Source organism: Nesterenkonia populi (assembly GCF_007994735.1).
Taxonomy (GTDB): domain Bacteria; phylum Actinomycetota; class Actinomycetes; order Actinomycetales; family Micrococcaceae; genus Nesterenkonia; species Nesterenkonia populi.
The window spans coordinates 465,274-479,614 of the sequence record NZ_VOIL01000001.1 but is presented as its reverse complement, the minus strand read 5'-3'; the positions used below and the strand labels follow the sequence as shown (position 1 = coordinate 479,614).

Here is a 14,341-nt window from a genome sequence, read left to right as displayed (position 1 = left end):
TCTCATCCTGTGGTCTGAAGCCTCCGGAGGGAGCCGCTCCTAGACTGACTGCATGACCGCTCTGCCCGACGCCGAGAAGCGCGGGCCGGTGCACCTGGGCGTCACACGGTTCTTCGAGGCGAGGCGATGGTTGGGCGATGCCCTGTTCAAAGTCCTGCCGCTGAGCCTGCTGGCGCTCAACACCTGGGGGCTCCGCCGTCCCGGGACAGGACTGATGGGCGCGGACATCTTCTGGCCGCTCATGCTTCTGCTGGAGATGAGCGTCATCCTTCTGCTTGCCCTCAGCCGCATCAGGCCGGGCCTGGCCGCCGGGTCCGCCGCGGTCGCCTGCACTCTGCAGATTCTGACCCTCCAGGGGCCCGGATGGTCCTCCCTGGCGGTGCCCGTTTTCATATATTCGGCGGCTAAGTACGGCTCCCGCAGAGCCTCCATCGTCATCTTGGGATGGGGGCTGCTCGGTGCGCTTCTGGCGGCGGCCTACATGGCGCTGGTCTTCCTGATCGAGTGGCACCGGCGCGATCCGACCCAGGTGGGATCGCCTGTCCTGAGCCAGGATCTTCCGCGTCTGCTGACCTATGCGCTGCTGCTTGCCGGCTTCTGCGCAGCGGTGGTGGTCGCGGCGTGGACGCTGGGGGATCTGGGCGGCCGGCGTCGCCGCGAGCAGGCCGCGATCAGTGAGAAGAATCGTCTGCTGGAGGTGGAGCGGGACCAGGAGGCGCGCCTCGCCGCTGATGCCGAGCGGATGCGGATCGCCCGGGAGATGCATGACGTCGTCTCCCACTCGATGTCGGTGATGATCGCCCAGTCCGACGGCGGCCGGTACGTGGTCCACGCGCATCCGAATCAGGCGGAGGAGGCGTTCGAGGCGATCGGCCGCACCGGCAGGGACGCGCTCAGCGAGCTGCGCCGCATGCTCGGGGTGCTGCGCGAGGATTCCGAGGAACTGGCTCGCAGGCCCGCCCCCAGCCTGGAGCAGCTGCCGCAGCTGATCGAAGACGTCCGTGCCTCCGGGCTGGAGGCCCAGCTCGCCGAAGCGCCCAGCAGCGGGCCCGCGCTGACCGAGGGCGCGGGGCTGGCGGTCTACCGGATCATTCAGGAAGCGCTGACCAACACTCTCAAGCACGGAGGAGAGCAGGCCGCCGCCGCAGTCCGCATCACTGTTGAGGGCGGCGCTGAGGCGGACCGCCCAGGGCACGATGACGCCGAGCTCGTCGTCGAGGTCCGGGACACCGGACAGAGCTCCGCCGCGCCCTCCGACGGCGCAGGATCCGGGATCCTCGGCATGACTGAGCGGGCCCGGCTCTACGGCGGAGAGGTCGAGGCCCAGCCGGAGCCGGGAGGATTCCGCCTCACCGCCCGCTTCCCCCTGAGCCGAGTGGCCGCCGCAGCTCAGCCCGACGCAGAAGGTGGTTCCCCGTGAGCATCACCGTCTACCTCGCCGATGATCAGGCTCTGCTGCGCGCCGGCTTCGCCATGGTCATCAACTCCCAGCCGGACATGGAGGTCACCGGGCAGGGCGGCACCGGGAGCGAAGCGCTCGCCGCCGCCCGGGCGCAGCGGCCCGACGTGATCCTCATGGACATCCGGATGCCCCAGATGGACGGGCTGGAGGCCACCGGGCGGATCACCGCGGACCCTGCGCTCGCCGGCACCCGGGTGATCGTGCTGACCACCTTCGACACCGACGAGTATGCCCTGCAGGCCCTGCGGTCCGGCGCCGCCGGATTCCTGCTGAAGGACGTGCAGCCGGAGGTGCTGCTGGACTCCGTCCGCACGGTGATGCAGGACGGGGCGGTCGTCGCCCCCACCACCACGCGGCGTCTGCTGGACGCCACGCTGCTGGGCGAGGGCCGAGCAAGAGCTCCAAGCGCTGAGCAGCAGCAGAAGCTGGACCAGCTCACCGGCCGGGAGCATCAGATGCTGGAGGAGATGGCCACTGGCGACTCCAACACCGAGATCGCTGAACGCCTGTTCGTCTCCGAGGCCACGGTGAAGACGCATGTGGGCCAGGTGCTCGCCAAGCTCGGGGTCCGTGACAGGGTCCAGGCCGTCGTCTTCGCCTATGAGTCCGGAGTGGTCGAGCCCTGATCTCCGCCCGCAGGATGAGATGAGCTTCCGACCCCAGGCCGATGTGCCCGCGCCGGACTCTCCGTAGCGTCGCAGCCATGATCATTTCATCCGTCGCGGAGGCCCCGGCGCAGCCGGCGTTCACCGCATCGCACCTGACCAAGACCTACGGCACCGGCGACGCCGCCGTCCGCCCGCTGAAGGACCTTTCGCTGCAGGTTCCTGCGGGAACCTTCACCGCGATCATGGGGCCCTCCGGCTCCGGGAAGTCCACTCTGATGCACGTGCTCGCGGGCCTCGACACCGCCGAGACCGGCACCGTTGAGCTCATCACCGGCAAGGGCCCGGTGGAGCTCACTCACCTGAACGAGCAGCGCCTCACCCGCGTCCGCCGGGAGCACATCGGGTTCATCTTCCAGGCATTCAACCTTGTTCCTGCGATGACCGCCCGGGAGAACATCCTGCTTCCTTCCGCCCTCGGCGCCCCCGCACCGGACAAGCAGGCGTTCGCTGAGGTCATCGACCGCCTCGGCCTCGCCGACCGGCTGGATCATCGCCCGCACGAGCTCTCCGGCGGCCAGCAGCAGCGGGTCGCGGCGGCGCGCGCCCTGGTGGCCCGGCCCGCGGTGATCTTCGCCGATGAGCCCACCGGAAACTTGGACTCCAGCACCGGCGCAGAGGTGCTGGGGCTGCTGCGTGCCGCCGTGGACGAATACTCCCAGACGGTGGTGATGGTGACTCACGACGTCGCGGCCGCAGCTGAGGCCGACCGGGTGGTCATCCTCAACGACGGGCGCGTGGTGGACACCCTGGAGCGTCCCAGCGGGGAGGCGCTCGCGGCTCGGATGCTGGAGGTGCGGGCATGAGCGTGCTGCGCGCCAATCTGCGCTCCTCGGGCAGGCGGCTGATCGCCGCCGGCATCACCGTGGCGATCTCTGCGGCGTTCATCGTGGGCGGGCTGCTGATGGTCGACTCCTTCACCCGCGGGATCACCGCGGAGGCGGAGGCCGAGGCGGCAGGGGCAGACGTCATCGTCCAAACGGCCGAGCTGGTCGACCTCGAGGATCGCGAGGAGTATCAGAACGACCCTGACCTCGCCGAGCCTGCCGATGCCGAGCTGCTGCAGCAGATCGACGAGCTCGACGGGGTGGAGTCGGCTGAGCCCATCCGGGCCGCCGCACTCGTAGGAGCCGAAGGCGCCGGCCTGCCGGTCTCGGAGCTGACCGGCTCGATGCAGTACGAGCTGATCATCGGGAGCACCCCGGAGGCCGACGATGAGCTCCTGGTCTCCGAGTTCGCGGCTGAGGCCTACGAGATTCAGGTGGGTGACACCTTCAGCGCCCAGCACGGCGTCCCGGACGAGGCCCAGGAGGACGGTTTCACCCTCGTCGAGGAGGACTACGAGGTGGTCGGGATCGCAGACCTGCCCGGCACCTCGCGCGGCCTGCTCGCCGCGGCGGGTATGGATCGGCTGCCGATGAACCCCACGCCCGAAGAGATCCGGGTCGTGCTCCCCGAAGGGTCCAGCAGCCCCGCCGACCAGGCATCCGTCCAGGAGCAGATCGAACAGCTCACCGGCCTCGAGGTGCTCACCCACCAGCAGGTGGTCGACGAATGGGTCGAGCAGCGCACCGGCGAGGCTGACCTCCTGATCTACATCACCCTGGGCTTCGGCGCAGTGGCCGTGTTCGTCTCTGCCCTGGTCATCACCAACACGTTCAGCGTGCTGGTCGCCATGCGCCAGCGCACCATGGCGCTGCTGCGGGCCATCGGGGCCAACGCCGCCCAGCTGCGTCGCGCCACCCTCGCTGAGGGGGCGCTGCTGGGCCTGGTCTGCGGTGCTGCGGGGATGCTGCTCGGCTGGGGCGGCGCCGCTGCGTTCACTCTCGGAGCCAATGCCGCCTTCGACGCAGAGCTGCCGGTGGCGATGCTGAACCTCACCGCCGCCGTGACCGGGCTGGCCATCGGCGTGCTGGTGACCGTGCTGGCCTCCGCCTGGCCGGCCTTTCGGGCCGGACGCGTCTCCCCGATGGCGGCGCTCGCCCCGGCCGGGCTCGCACCCAAGAGCTCCTCGCTGTCCTGGCTTCGGACAGTTCTGGGTCTGCTGCTGGCCGTACCCGGCCTCACCCTGCTGATCCTGGCTGCGGGGACCGTCGGGGAGGAGACGGACGGCGTCGTCGAGCCTGCCGCGGTTCTCGGCCTGCATCCGGCGGTCATCGGTGTGGGCGGGGCGATGCTGGCCTTCCTGGGAGTGCTCCTGCTCGCCCGCCTCTTCATCCCCCCGCTGGTGGGCTGGCTGGGAGCCGCGCTCGCCGGGGCGGTTCCGGGTCTGCGCGCAACGGCCCGGCTGGCGGGCCAGAATGCCAGGCAGGTTCCTGCGAGGACCGCGGCCACAGCCTCGGCCCTGCTGGTGGGGGTGACCTTGGTGGTGACGTTCACCGTGGGCGCGAGCACCGCGGAGCGGGTCCTGTACGACGAGCTGGGCGAAACCTACCCAGTGGACGGGATCGCCTACGGGCTGAGCGATGCTGACCAGGAGATGCTGGCTGAGGACAGCCGGATCGACGCCTCAGCTGAGCTGGGGGTCCTCGAAGCATCCCCCCAGGAGGATCCCGGGGAGCCGGTCACCCTGCTCTTCGCCGATCCGGAGGAGGCGTCCGGGGTGGTCTACGACGACGCCTTCGTTCCTTCCGAGGGAACCGCGGTGCTCGGAAGGGAGCTCGCCGTTCTCTTCGACCTGGAGGAGCCTGTGCGGTTCGAAGCGGAGGGGGACTCCGCGTCCCTCGCCGGTGAACTTCACCACAGTCTGCCGCCTGAGGCTGCTCTGCTCACGGCGGAAGACCGCGGCGGACTGCCGGCCGGGTGGGATGCGGAGGCTGACGGCAGTGCGCTGATGCTCCGGTTCGTCGAGGAAGCCTCCGAGGGGCAGATCGTCAACCTCCTGGAGGAGCTCGAGACTGATGACGCCGCCTTCGACGGCGGAGTGATGCGCGCCGGCATGGGCGGGGTGATCGACGGCGTGCTGCTGGTGGTGCTCGCCCTGCTGGGGGCAGCGGTCATCGTCTCGGTCATCGGGGTCTCCAACACGCTTTCGCTCTCGGTGTTCGAGCGGCGTCGCGAGGGGGCGCTGCTGCGCGCGGTCGGCATGCCGCGCAGAGCGGTGGGCCGCATGATCAGCTTGGAGGCGCTGCTGCTCGCCGCCGTCGCTCTCCTTCTCGGCACTGCCCTGGGGATGCTGTTCGGGTGGGCCGGGGTGGCTTCCCTGGTGTCTCGGCCGGATTGGAGCGTGGCTCTGGAGGTGCCGTGGCTGCGGATGGGCGTGATCTGGTTCGCCACTCTGCTTGCGGCCCTGCTGGCCGCCTGGCTCCCGGCCCGAAGGATGTCCAAGGTCAGGCCCGCCCAGGGCCTCGCCGCCTGATTCTGCTTTCGCAGCCCGTGATTCATACGATTCGTCGAGCACCCATCAAGGGAGTGTCCAGGTTGTCAGGGTTGCGTGGGGGCTATGGCGTTCCCATGAGTTCGCTATGAAGACAGTTGCACCGGATACGTAAGGAGTGATCAAAAATGGGCGGCGGCATCTACATCGGTGGTGGCCTTCTGACCATCATCCTCATCATTATTCTGCTGGTCGTGTTCCTCTGATCTGACCGCAGCGACAGCACGAAGAGAGCGGGCTCGGCTTCATCGGAAGCGGGGCCCGCTCTCTGCATGTCCGAGAGCCCGCACGCCGCGCGGTGGTTCCGGCGGCAGGAAAGCCCCGTCTTCACGCCTGGGGCGGCAGCAGAGGCTCACGCCTCGGCGTCTGCGAGGGCTTCCACGTCGGCGAGCTGGGCGTGCGGGGTGCCGGCGGGGGGTTCGCCGTTGAGGCGCAGTCCCGTCTCCACGTCGAAGAGGTGGACATAGTCCGGGTGGGGCCTGATCCCGACCGTCTCGCCCTTGGCCGGAGGTCTGCGTCCGTCCACCCGGACGATGAAGGGCTGGAAGGTGCTGATCCCTTCGGGGCTGCCGTAGATGTAGGCGTCGGCACCCAGCTCCTCGACCACATCGACCACCATCGGAATGCCGGTGCCGTCGGAGGAGATATCCATGTCCTCGGGCCGGACGCCGAGGATCACCTGGTCGGTGTTCGCTTTGGCCAGCGCCTCGCGGGGAACGGGCAGCCGGTCCCGGCCGAGGGTCACGCCGGCGCCGTCGTGGAGGACCTTGAACAGGCTCATCGCCGGGGAGCCGATGAACCCGGCCACGAAGACATTGGCGGGGGCGTCGTAGAGGTTTCGGGGGGTGTCGACCTGTTGGAGGATCCCGTCCTTGAGCACGCATACCCGGTCTCCCATGGTCATCGCCTCGACCTGGTCGTGGGTGACGTAGACGGTGGTGGTCTTCAGATCCCGGGTCAGGGCGGCGATCTGGGTGCGGGTCTGCACGCGCAGCTTGGCGTCCAGGTTGGAGAGCGGCTCGTCCATCAGGAAGACCTTGGGGGAGCGGACGATGGCTCGGCCCATGGCTACGCGCTGGCGCTGACCGCCGGAGAGGGCCTTGGGCTTGCGGTCCAGGTAGGGGACCAGGTCGAGAATCTCTGCGGCCTTCTGCACTCGTTCGGCCCGCTCCTGCTTGGAGACGCCGGTGATCTTCAGTGCGAAGCCCATGTTCTCCGCCACCGACATGTGGGGATAGAGGGCGTAGTTCTGGAAGACCATCGCGATGTCCCGGTCCTTCGGCGAGACGTGGGAGACATCCTCCCCGCCGATGAGGATCCGGCCCTCGTTGATCTCTTCCAGGCCGGCGAGCATTCGCAGCGCGGTGGATTTGCCGCAGCCGGAGGGGCCCACCAGCACCAGGAACTCGCCGTCGGCGATCTCCAGGTCCAGCTGGCTGATGGCGGGCCGAGCGCCCGGAGTGTAGATGCGGCTCGCGGAGTCATAGGTGACAGAGGCCATTGCTTCCCTTTCACGGGCAGGTACGTGCCCGACGATCCGTTGTGAAGGTGAAAAGTCCGGGCACGACGCCGTGTGAGCGGTCCTCGTTGACCAGATGTGTGAATCACACCACACTTTGGGGGAGGGAGTCCATCCGGAAAGGAGCAGGGCCGGACACAGGAAGGGGCTCCCGCATGGTGCGGGAGCCCCTTCCTTCAGATTCTCAGCCGAGCTTCAGTCCTCGTCGCCGCCGTCCTCGTCCTCCGTCTCGTCAGCGCCGAGGTGGCCCACGCCTTCGCGCTGCTGGGCGTACTCGATCATGAAGTCCGAGCAGAGCTCCTCGACCTCTTCCTGGCTGACATGGGGGTCGTGGGCCGCGCCGCTGCCCCAGGTCACCGGGCAGTGGTCGAGGTGGCCGACGCTGGAGGCCATGTCGAATCCGTCGAGATCCTCGGCGTACGCGCGGTACTCCTCGAGGGCGCCGTCGTGGACGGTCGCTTCGACGTCCTGGGCCTCCCCGTTCACGCTGAGGGTGGCTGGCTGCATGCCGCCCGGGGGAACTTCGACGGAGGAGACGATGTGCTCCCCATCGTGCTCAAGGTTGGCCATCTCGCCGGGCTCGAGGTCGAAGCTCAGGCTTTCGCCGGTTGCTTCGATCTCGATGGAGACGTCCTCGGAGCTGCGGTTGTTCACGGAGCCGAGCAGGCGGGCGTCGCCGCCCTCCTCGTTGGCCACGAGCATGATGTGGCGGAACTGGACTTCACCGATGTCGGCGCGAACGCCGTCGGAGGCGGAGTACTGGTGCGTGGTGGCCTGGTAGTTGATGGCGCTGCAGCCGGCGGTGCTGATGACAGCTGCGGCAGCTGCGAATCCCACGGCTGCGCGGCGCAGGCCAGAGGCGCCCGGCGCGGAAGGAGCGAGTTTCACGGGTGCGTCTCTCCTTGTAAGAGGTGCGTGTACGACGTCTGCGGTCCAGGGTACTTCATCCCGCGGAATTTCTACGCTTTGTAGAAGAAAGATTGCGGCGCGAACCTTATGCCGGCCGCTCGTCGCCACCCGTCATGACACGCCGTGCGCCGCCCCGCCGTGCTAAAGTTGAGGTCGGGAAAGGGGAATAACTACATGAATTTCGAAGTCGGCGAGACAGTTGTATACCCGCACCACGGTGCAGCCACCATTGAAGAGGTCGAGATGCGGACCTTCAAGGGCGAGGAGAAGACCTACCTCACCCTGCGTGTGTCTGAGGGCGATCTGACCATCAAGGTCCCCGCAGACAATGTTGACCTGGTCGGCGTCCGTGACGTGGTCGATGAGGAGGGCCTCGACAAGGTCTTCGGCCTGCTGCAGGCAGAGCACACCGAGGAGCCCACCAACTGGTCTCGGCGGTACAAGGCCAATGTGGAGAAGCTGGCCTCCGGCTCCATCCACAAGCTGGCTGAGGTGGTGCGTGACCTGTGGCGGCGCGAGAATGACCGCGGCCTCTCCGCCGGTGAGAAGCGCATGCTCTCTCAGGCTCGCCGCATTCTGGTCTCCGAGCTTCGCCTGGCCAAGGAGCTGGAGGAGGACGAGGCAGAGAAGCTGCTCGACGACGTCCTCGCCAACAAGGCCTGAGACCCACGCTTTCCACACTTGAGTGCTGAGCTTTCCGAGCGCCCGGACGATGCCCTGACTGAGTCAGGCCGTCGCCGGGCGCTCGTCGTTGTTGCTGCCGGATCCGGCACCCGTCTGGGGCACGGCATGGCCAAGGCGGCAGTTCCTCTGGATGAGCGCACCGTCCTGGCCCACGCGCTGGACGCCGTCACCGAGGAGCTGGGCTTCGGCGTCGTCGTGCTGGTGCTGCCCGCAGGCCCGGAGGTGTTCGAGCACCTCTCGGCCGCGGGGAGTCTCCTGGCGAACCGCACGGGGATCGAGGTGGTGGTCACGGTCGGCGGCGGAACCCGCGCGGCGTCCGTCGACGCCGGCGTCCGGGCCGTGGAGGAGCACGCGAGTGCGCAGGGGTGGGCTCCCGAGCAGACAGCAGTGCTCATCCATGACGCAGCCCGCGCACTGACCCCGCCGGAGGTCTACCAGCGGGTGGCTGCCGCCGTGGAGGCCGGAGCCCCGGCTGCTGTGCCGGGACTCGCGGTCGCCGACACGATCAAGCAGGTCGGGCCATCCGAGCAGCTCGGCGCTGAGCCGGTCCGCTCCACCCTGGCCCGCAGCGAGCTGCGCGCCGTCCAGACTCCGCAGGGCTTCGCGATGCCCACGCTGCAGGCCGTTCGCGCGCACTTTGCCGGCCTGGACGAGACGGCTGCTGAGGCGTTCACCGATGAGGCGATGGCCGCTGAGCACCTGGGGCACCTCGTCGTCGTCGTTCCCGGTCATCAGCACGCCCTCAAGATCACCACTCCCACTGACCTGGTCACCGTCCGCGGCCTTCTCAGGGCATACGGGACAGCGGACGCGCCCGGTGCGAAGGCCGCCGCGATGCGGCCGAACGCCGGGCGTGACATCGGTGCGCCGACGGGACCAGGGCTGCCTCGGGTGGGCATCGGACACGACATCCACGCGTTCGCCCCGGAGACCGAGCCCTGCCGGCTGAGGCTGGGGGGACTGGACTGGCCGGGCGAGCAGGGGCTGGCCGGGCACTCCGACGGCGACGCCGCCGCTCACGCCGCCTGTGCTGCGCTGTTCTCCGCGGCGGGCCTGGGCGACCTGGGGACGCATTTCGGCGCGGACACCATCGGCACCGCCCGGCAGGAGATCGCCGGGGCCTCCGGGGCCAGGCTTCTCGAGGAGGCGGGTCGTACGGTGCGTGAGGCGGGCTTCGAGATCGGCAATGTGGCGGTCCAGATCGTGGCGAGCCGCCCAAAGTTCGCCCCCCGCCGTGAGGAGTCCGAGGCGGCGCTGACCCGGGCGGCGGGCGCCCCGGTGTCCGTCTCGGCCACCACGTCGGACGGATTGGGATTCACCGGCCGGGGTGAAGGAATCATGGCCACAGCAACGGCTCTTGTTTATACGATTTCCTGACGCCTGCGCGGTACAGTTGCCCCGTGGCACTGCGACTCTACGACACTAAAACCGCGGAAATTCGGGACTTTGAGCCCCTCGACCCGGGCCGTGTCTCCCTCTACTACTGCGGTGCCACGGTTCAGGGCCGTCCGCACGTGGGGCATGTGCGCTCCGCGGTGGCCTTCGACGTCCTGATCCGCTGGCTGGAGGCCACCGGGCTGGAGGTGCTGTCAGTCCGCAACGTCACAGACATCGACGACAAGATCCTGGAGAAGTCCGCTGCCTCCTACGCTGAGGACTTCCAGCCGAGTGAGGACTACCCGGCGGCTGAGCCGTGGTTCGCTCTGGCCTACCGGTTCGAGCAGGCCTTCCACGCCGCCTATGACGCTCTGGGGGTTCGCCGCCCGCGCTGCGAGCCGCGCGCCACCGGCCACATCACCGAGATGCATGCCCTGGTGCAGCGGATGATCGACGCCGGGCACGCCTACCCGGCTGAGGACGGCTCCGGCGATGTCTACTTCGACGTCCGCTCCTGGCCCGCCTACGGCGAGCTGACCCGGCAGAGCGCGGATGACATGCAGGACGCGCCCGACGCCGACCCCCGCGGCAAGCGCGACCCCCGCGACTTCGCCCTCTGGAAGGGCCGCAAGGAGGGCGACCCGGAGACTGCTGCCTGGGATTCCCCGTGGGGCCGGGGCCGTCCGGGCTGGCACCTGGAGTGCTCGGCGATGTCCACCAAATACTTGGGGCGGACCTTCGACATCCATGGCGGCGGCCTGGACCTGCGCTTCCCGCACCACGAGAACGAGCTGGCGCAGTCCGCGGCGGCCGGGGACGGGTTCGCCCGGTTCTGGCTGCACAACGGCATGGTCACCTATGAGGGCCAGAAGATGTCGAAGTCCGTGGGCAACACGATCTCCCCGGAGGAGATGCTGGCGATGGCTCGTCCCAAGGCGGTCCGATACTTCCTCGGTCAGGCGCACTATCGCTCCCAGCTGGATTATCGTCCGGGCTCCCTGCAGGAGGCGGAGGCTGCCTTGGAGCGGGTCGAGAACTTCCTCGCCCGTGCCGTGCCCGTCTCGGACGCCGGCGGATCCCGCCTGCCGGAGGAGTTCGCCGCTGCGATGAATGACGATCTCAACGTTCCCGCCGCGCTGGGGGTGCTCCATGAGACTGTCCGGGCCGGCAACACTGCCTTGGCGGAGGGCGAGCACGAGGCCGCGGGGCAGCGTGCTGGCGAGGTGCACCGCATGCTGGGCGTGCTCGGCCTCAACGATGTCCCCGAGCCGGAGGCTGCGGGCGGCGGCCCGGAGGCCGGGGCGCTGAGCCAGTTGGTCGAGTCGCGGCTGACCGCCCGCGCCGAGGCGAAGCGGACCAAGGATTTTGCCCGAGCGGATGCGATCCGTGACCAGCTCACCGCAGCCGGCGTCGTCGTGGAGGACACCCCCGACGGCGCCTCCTGGACACTGAAGAAGGTGGAGGCCTGATGGCCAAGGATTCTCGTCCCAAGAGCGCAGCCGTCCGCAAGGAGAAGAAGGGCGCGACCGTGGGCTCAGGGGGCCAGGGCCGCCGAAAGCTTGTCGGCAAGGGCCCCACTCCCAAGGCGGAGGACCGCGTTTACCATAAGGCGCATCGGCAGAAGCAGCTCGCCGAGCGGGCCGAGGCCAAGCGTGCCGCGAGCCAGCCCCGCACTCGCGGCTCGGGCCGTGGCGCGGACGACGTCGTGGCCGGCCGCAACCCGGTCGTGGAGGCGCTGGCTGAGCGGGTTCCTGCGGTGGAGCTGCGGATCGCCACCGACATCGAGTACGACGGCCGGGTGCGTGAGGCCCTGCGGCACTCTGCCGAGCAGGGAATCCGGGTCAAGGAGGTGGGCCGCCGGCAGCTGGACAGCTTCACCGGCGACGCCGTGCACCAGGGGCTTGCTCTGGTGCTGCAGCCGTATGAGTACGCAGACCCTCAGGAGCTGCTCGAGGGTGAGCTCGAGCGTGCCCGGAAGGGCCACATCGCCCAGCCGCCGCTGTTCATCGCCTGCGATTCGATCACCGACCCCCGGAACCTCGGGGCAATCCTGCGGGCTGGGGCAGCTTTCGGCGCCTCGGGTGCGATCGTCCCTGAGCGTCGCAGCGCCGGGGTGACGGCGACCACCTGGAAGACCTCTGCGGGTGCGGCGGCCCGGGTTCCGGTGGCGCAGGCCAAGAACCTGACTCAGACGCTGAAGCATGCTCAGGAGCAGGGCTACTTCGTGGCCGGCCTGGACGGCGACGGGGATCTGAGCCTGCCGGGGATGAGCCTGGCGAATGAGCCCCTGGTGCTGGTGGTCGGCTCGGAGGGCAAGGGCCTCTCCCGCCTGGTGTCGGAGACCTGTGACACGATCGTCTCCATTCCGATCGCCGCGAGCACGGAGTCGCTGAACGCGTCGATGGCGGTAGGCATCAGCCTGTACGAGATCTCGACTCTTCGTGGGGGGGTCCGGCAGTGATGGGCTCCCGGATCCGGGGTGAGGAGCAGCCGGGATTCTTCGAGATCCTCAGCACCTGGCTGCCCCACCAGCCGTGGTTCCGAGCTCCGCGCGGGCGGCTGTCGCTGACCCGCGTGGGGGGCCTGCGTCTGCCCACCCCGGAGGGCGACGCGGACAGCAGGCTCTTCCTGGAGCTGCACATCTTCGAGGTGGCGCACCCGGAGGGCCCCGAACGGATCTCGGTGCCGGTGGTCCTGCGCTCCCGCCCGTCCGCGCTGGCCGGCAAGTCGGCCTTCATCGGGAAGCTGACCTCCCCGGAGCACGGTGAGCTGTGGGTGTACGACGGCGCGGGAGACCGCGCTTTCCTCGCTGCGTGGATCGAAATGGCCCGCCGCGGGCAGGGCAGCCGCAACGGCCGCTCCCGCGGGCAGGCCTACGCGGACTTTGACCGGAGTGAGCCGACGACGGTCGGGCTGCGCCGCACCGGCGTCGAGCCTCCGCGCGACGGTGTCTCCCGCACCCTGGTGATCCCGGAGGGTGCGGAGGATGGCCCGGCATGGGATCAGCGAAGAGTCGTAGACCTGGTCCGCCGTCCCGAGGGAGAGCAGGATGAGCTGCTGGACGCCCTGGTGACGCTGAGCCAGGCGCACTGCGAGGTGATCCCGAAGGTTCTTGGGACGATCACCGGGGCTTGGGAGCAGAAGGACGATGAGGAGGACCCCGGCTACTGGGTCTCCGGCACCCTTGGCGTGATTCGGGAGGCGGGGCTGGCCGCGCCCGATGCGGGGACGGTCATCCGTGAGGCTCTGCAGGCAGGTGAGGACTTCCGCTCCGGAGGCGAGCAGCTGGGGCGCGCCGTGGGCACATTCCATGCGGATCTGGCAGGCTCCTTCGGCTCGCACCCGCAGTCCGCGGAGCAGCTGAGGAGCATGGCGGGAAGCGCTCAGACCGCCTTGGCTCAGCAGTGGGAGCAGGCGCGCGAGGAATTCGACGAAGATGAGGCAGCGGACCTCAATGAGGTCATCGACCTGATGCGGATGCAGCTGCGCGACGCGGATGAGCCGCTGATGCTGCAGCAGATCCACGGCGACCTGGGTGTGGAGCATCTGCGCCGGACGGCTGAGGACAAGTGGCTGGTGCGGGAGCCGCAGGGGCTGATGTCCCATGCGCTGGGCCTCCGCGATGTGGTCATGGTTCTGATGTCGTCCGCCGATGCGGTGATGCAGGTGGCCGCGGAGACCCCGGAGATCCTCCGGGCGGCGGCCGAGCAGGAGGAGGCGAACGCCAACGCCGGGACTGCCTCGAGCGCTGAGGCGGACGCCCCTGCCGAGCCCGTGAACTTCGGCCTCTGGTACGAGGAGTTCACACAGGCTTTCCTGTCGGGATACCGGGCTTCGGACGCAGACAGCGCCGGTGTGGATTCGGTGTTCTTCCGGGCCGCCATGCTCGCTGAGGCGCTGGATCTCTTCCGCAGGTGGAACGGGCAGTGGGTGTTTCGGCCCAGCATGCTGCTCCAGGTCGACAACTGATCTGACCTGGGGTTAGAGTAGACCTCACGCTCTTCGGAGCGGCCCAGCGGGGCTCGGAGAAATCCGGACTTGCGCAGGGTGTCGGAGAGATATAAAGTTTCTATCCGCGCCGCAGAGCACAGCCGATATGGCAGAAAGCTCAAGGCGATCTAGGATCAAATATGATCCGTCTTCTGTCGAAATGACTCAGACAAAACGGAGTTGACACTCCAAAGAAGAGTCAGGTAAGATAGAAAAGTTGCTTCAGAGCGATCCGGAAGAGATTCCTTCCGGTGGTGCTGACAGCGATTGCTGCTTGAGAACTCAATAGTGTGCCAAGTTTGTTGATACCAATTATTTATTTATTGGTGGTCACGCTACCACACCCCCGTGTGGGAAGA

At 68.4% G+C, this 14,341-nt stretch carries 11 protein-coding genes; 9 read left to right on the top strand and 2 right to left on the bottom strand.

The annotated features are described in order from the left end of the window. Nucleotides 1-52 precede the first annotated feature (52 nt). From FWJ47_RS02230 to FWJ47_RS02215, 4 genes are all read left to right on the top strand, one after another. Nucleotides 53-1,420 (top strand): sensor histidine kinase, encoded by a 1,368-nt coding sequence (locus FWJ47_RS02230; RefSeq protein ID WP_147103493.1) that lies wholly within the window; start codon nucleotides 53-55, stop codon nucleotides 1,418-1,420. Further along, complete coding sequence (locus tag FWJ47_RS02225) at nucleotides 1,417-2,088, top strand: response regulator (RefSeq protein WP_147103490.1); 672 nt, start codon at nucleotides 1,417-1,419, stop codon at nucleotides 2,086-2,088. Before FWJ47_RS02230 ends, FWJ47_RS02225 begins: the two co-directional genes overlap by 4 nt. 77 nt (nucleotides 2,089-2,165) lie before the next feature. Next, complete coding sequence (locus tag FWJ47_RS02220) at nucleotides 2,166-2,933, top strand: ABC transporter ATP-binding protein (protein WP_147103487.1); 768 nt, start codon at nucleotides 2,166-2,168, stop codon at nucleotides 2,931-2,933. Further along, nucleotides 2,930-5,485 (top strand): FtsX family ABC transporter permease, encoded by a 2,556-nt coding sequence (locus FWJ47_RS02215; RefSeq protein ID WP_147103484.1) that lies wholly within the window; start codon nucleotides 2,930-2,932, stop codon nucleotides 5,483-5,485. Before FWJ47_RS02220 ends, FWJ47_RS02215 begins: the two co-directional genes overlap by 4 nt. A gap of 370 nt (nucleotides 5,486-5,855) precedes the next feature. Here the strand turns inward: FWJ47_RS02215 and FWJ47_RS02210 are convergent, their stop codons facing one another. Then, nucleotides 5,856-7,004, bottom strand: coding sequence for an ABC transporter ATP-binding protein (locus FWJ47_RS02210; protein WP_147103481.1), 1,149 nt, complete (start codon nucleotides 7,002-7,004; stop codon nucleotides 5,856-5,858). A gap of 213 nt (nucleotides 7,005-7,217) precedes the next feature. Then, the gene (locus tag FWJ47_RS02205) at nucleotides 7,218-7,910 is read right to left on the bottom strand and encodes a hypothetical protein (protein ID WP_147103478.1); all 693 of its coding nucleotides are present in this window, start codon (nucleotides 7,908-7,910) and stop codon (nucleotides 7,218-7,220) included. A gap of 195 nt (nucleotides 7,911-8,105) precedes the next feature. Between FWJ47_RS02205 and FWJ47_RS02200 the strand changes: the two genes are divergently transcribed. Genes FWJ47_RS02200 through FWJ47_RS02180 form a run of 5 tightly spaced genes read left to right on the top strand, consistent with a single transcriptional unit; the run spans nucleotide 8,106 to nucleotide 13,961 of the window. Beyond that, nucleotides 8,106-8,594, top strand: coding sequence for a CarD family transcriptional regulator (locus FWJ47_RS02200; RefSeq protein WP_147103475.1), 489 nt, complete (start codon nucleotides 8,106-8,108; stop codon nucleotides 8,592-8,594). Between the two features lie 18 nt (nucleotides 8,595-8,612). Continuing rightward, nucleotides 8,613-9,992 (top strand): 2-C-methyl-D-erythritol 2,4-cyclodiphosphate synthase, encoded by a 1,380-nt coding sequence (gene ispF, locus FWJ47_RS02195; RefSeq protein ID WP_281289232.1) that lies wholly within the window; start codon nucleotides 8,613-8,615, stop codon nucleotides 9,990-9,992. Nucleotides 9,993-10,015: 23 nt separating this feature from the next. Next, nucleotides 10,016-11,461 (top strand): cysteine--tRNA ligase, encoded by a 1,446-nt coding sequence (cysS, locus tag FWJ47_RS02190; protein ID WP_147103472.1) that lies wholly within the window; start codon nucleotides 10,016-10,018, stop codon nucleotides 11,459-11,461. Next, the gene (gene rlmB, locus FWJ47_RS02185) at nucleotides 11,461-12,453 is read left to right on the top strand and encodes a 23S rRNA (guanosine(2251)-2'-O)-methyltransferase RlmB (protein WP_147103469.1); all 993 of its coding nucleotides are present in this window, start codon (nucleotides 11,461-11,463) and stop codon (nucleotides 12,451-12,453) included. Before cysS ends, rlmB begins: the two co-directional genes overlap by 1 nt. After that, nucleotides 12,453-13,961: a maltokinase N-terminal cap-like domain-containing protein gene (locus FWJ47_RS02180; protein WP_147103466.1), complete on the top strand. Its 1,509-nt coding sequence runs from the start codon at nucleotides 12,453-12,455 to the stop codon at nucleotides 13,959-13,961. Before rlmB ends, FWJ47_RS02180 begins: the two co-directional genes overlap by 1 nt. Nucleotides 13,962-14,341: the final 380 nt, after the last annotated feature.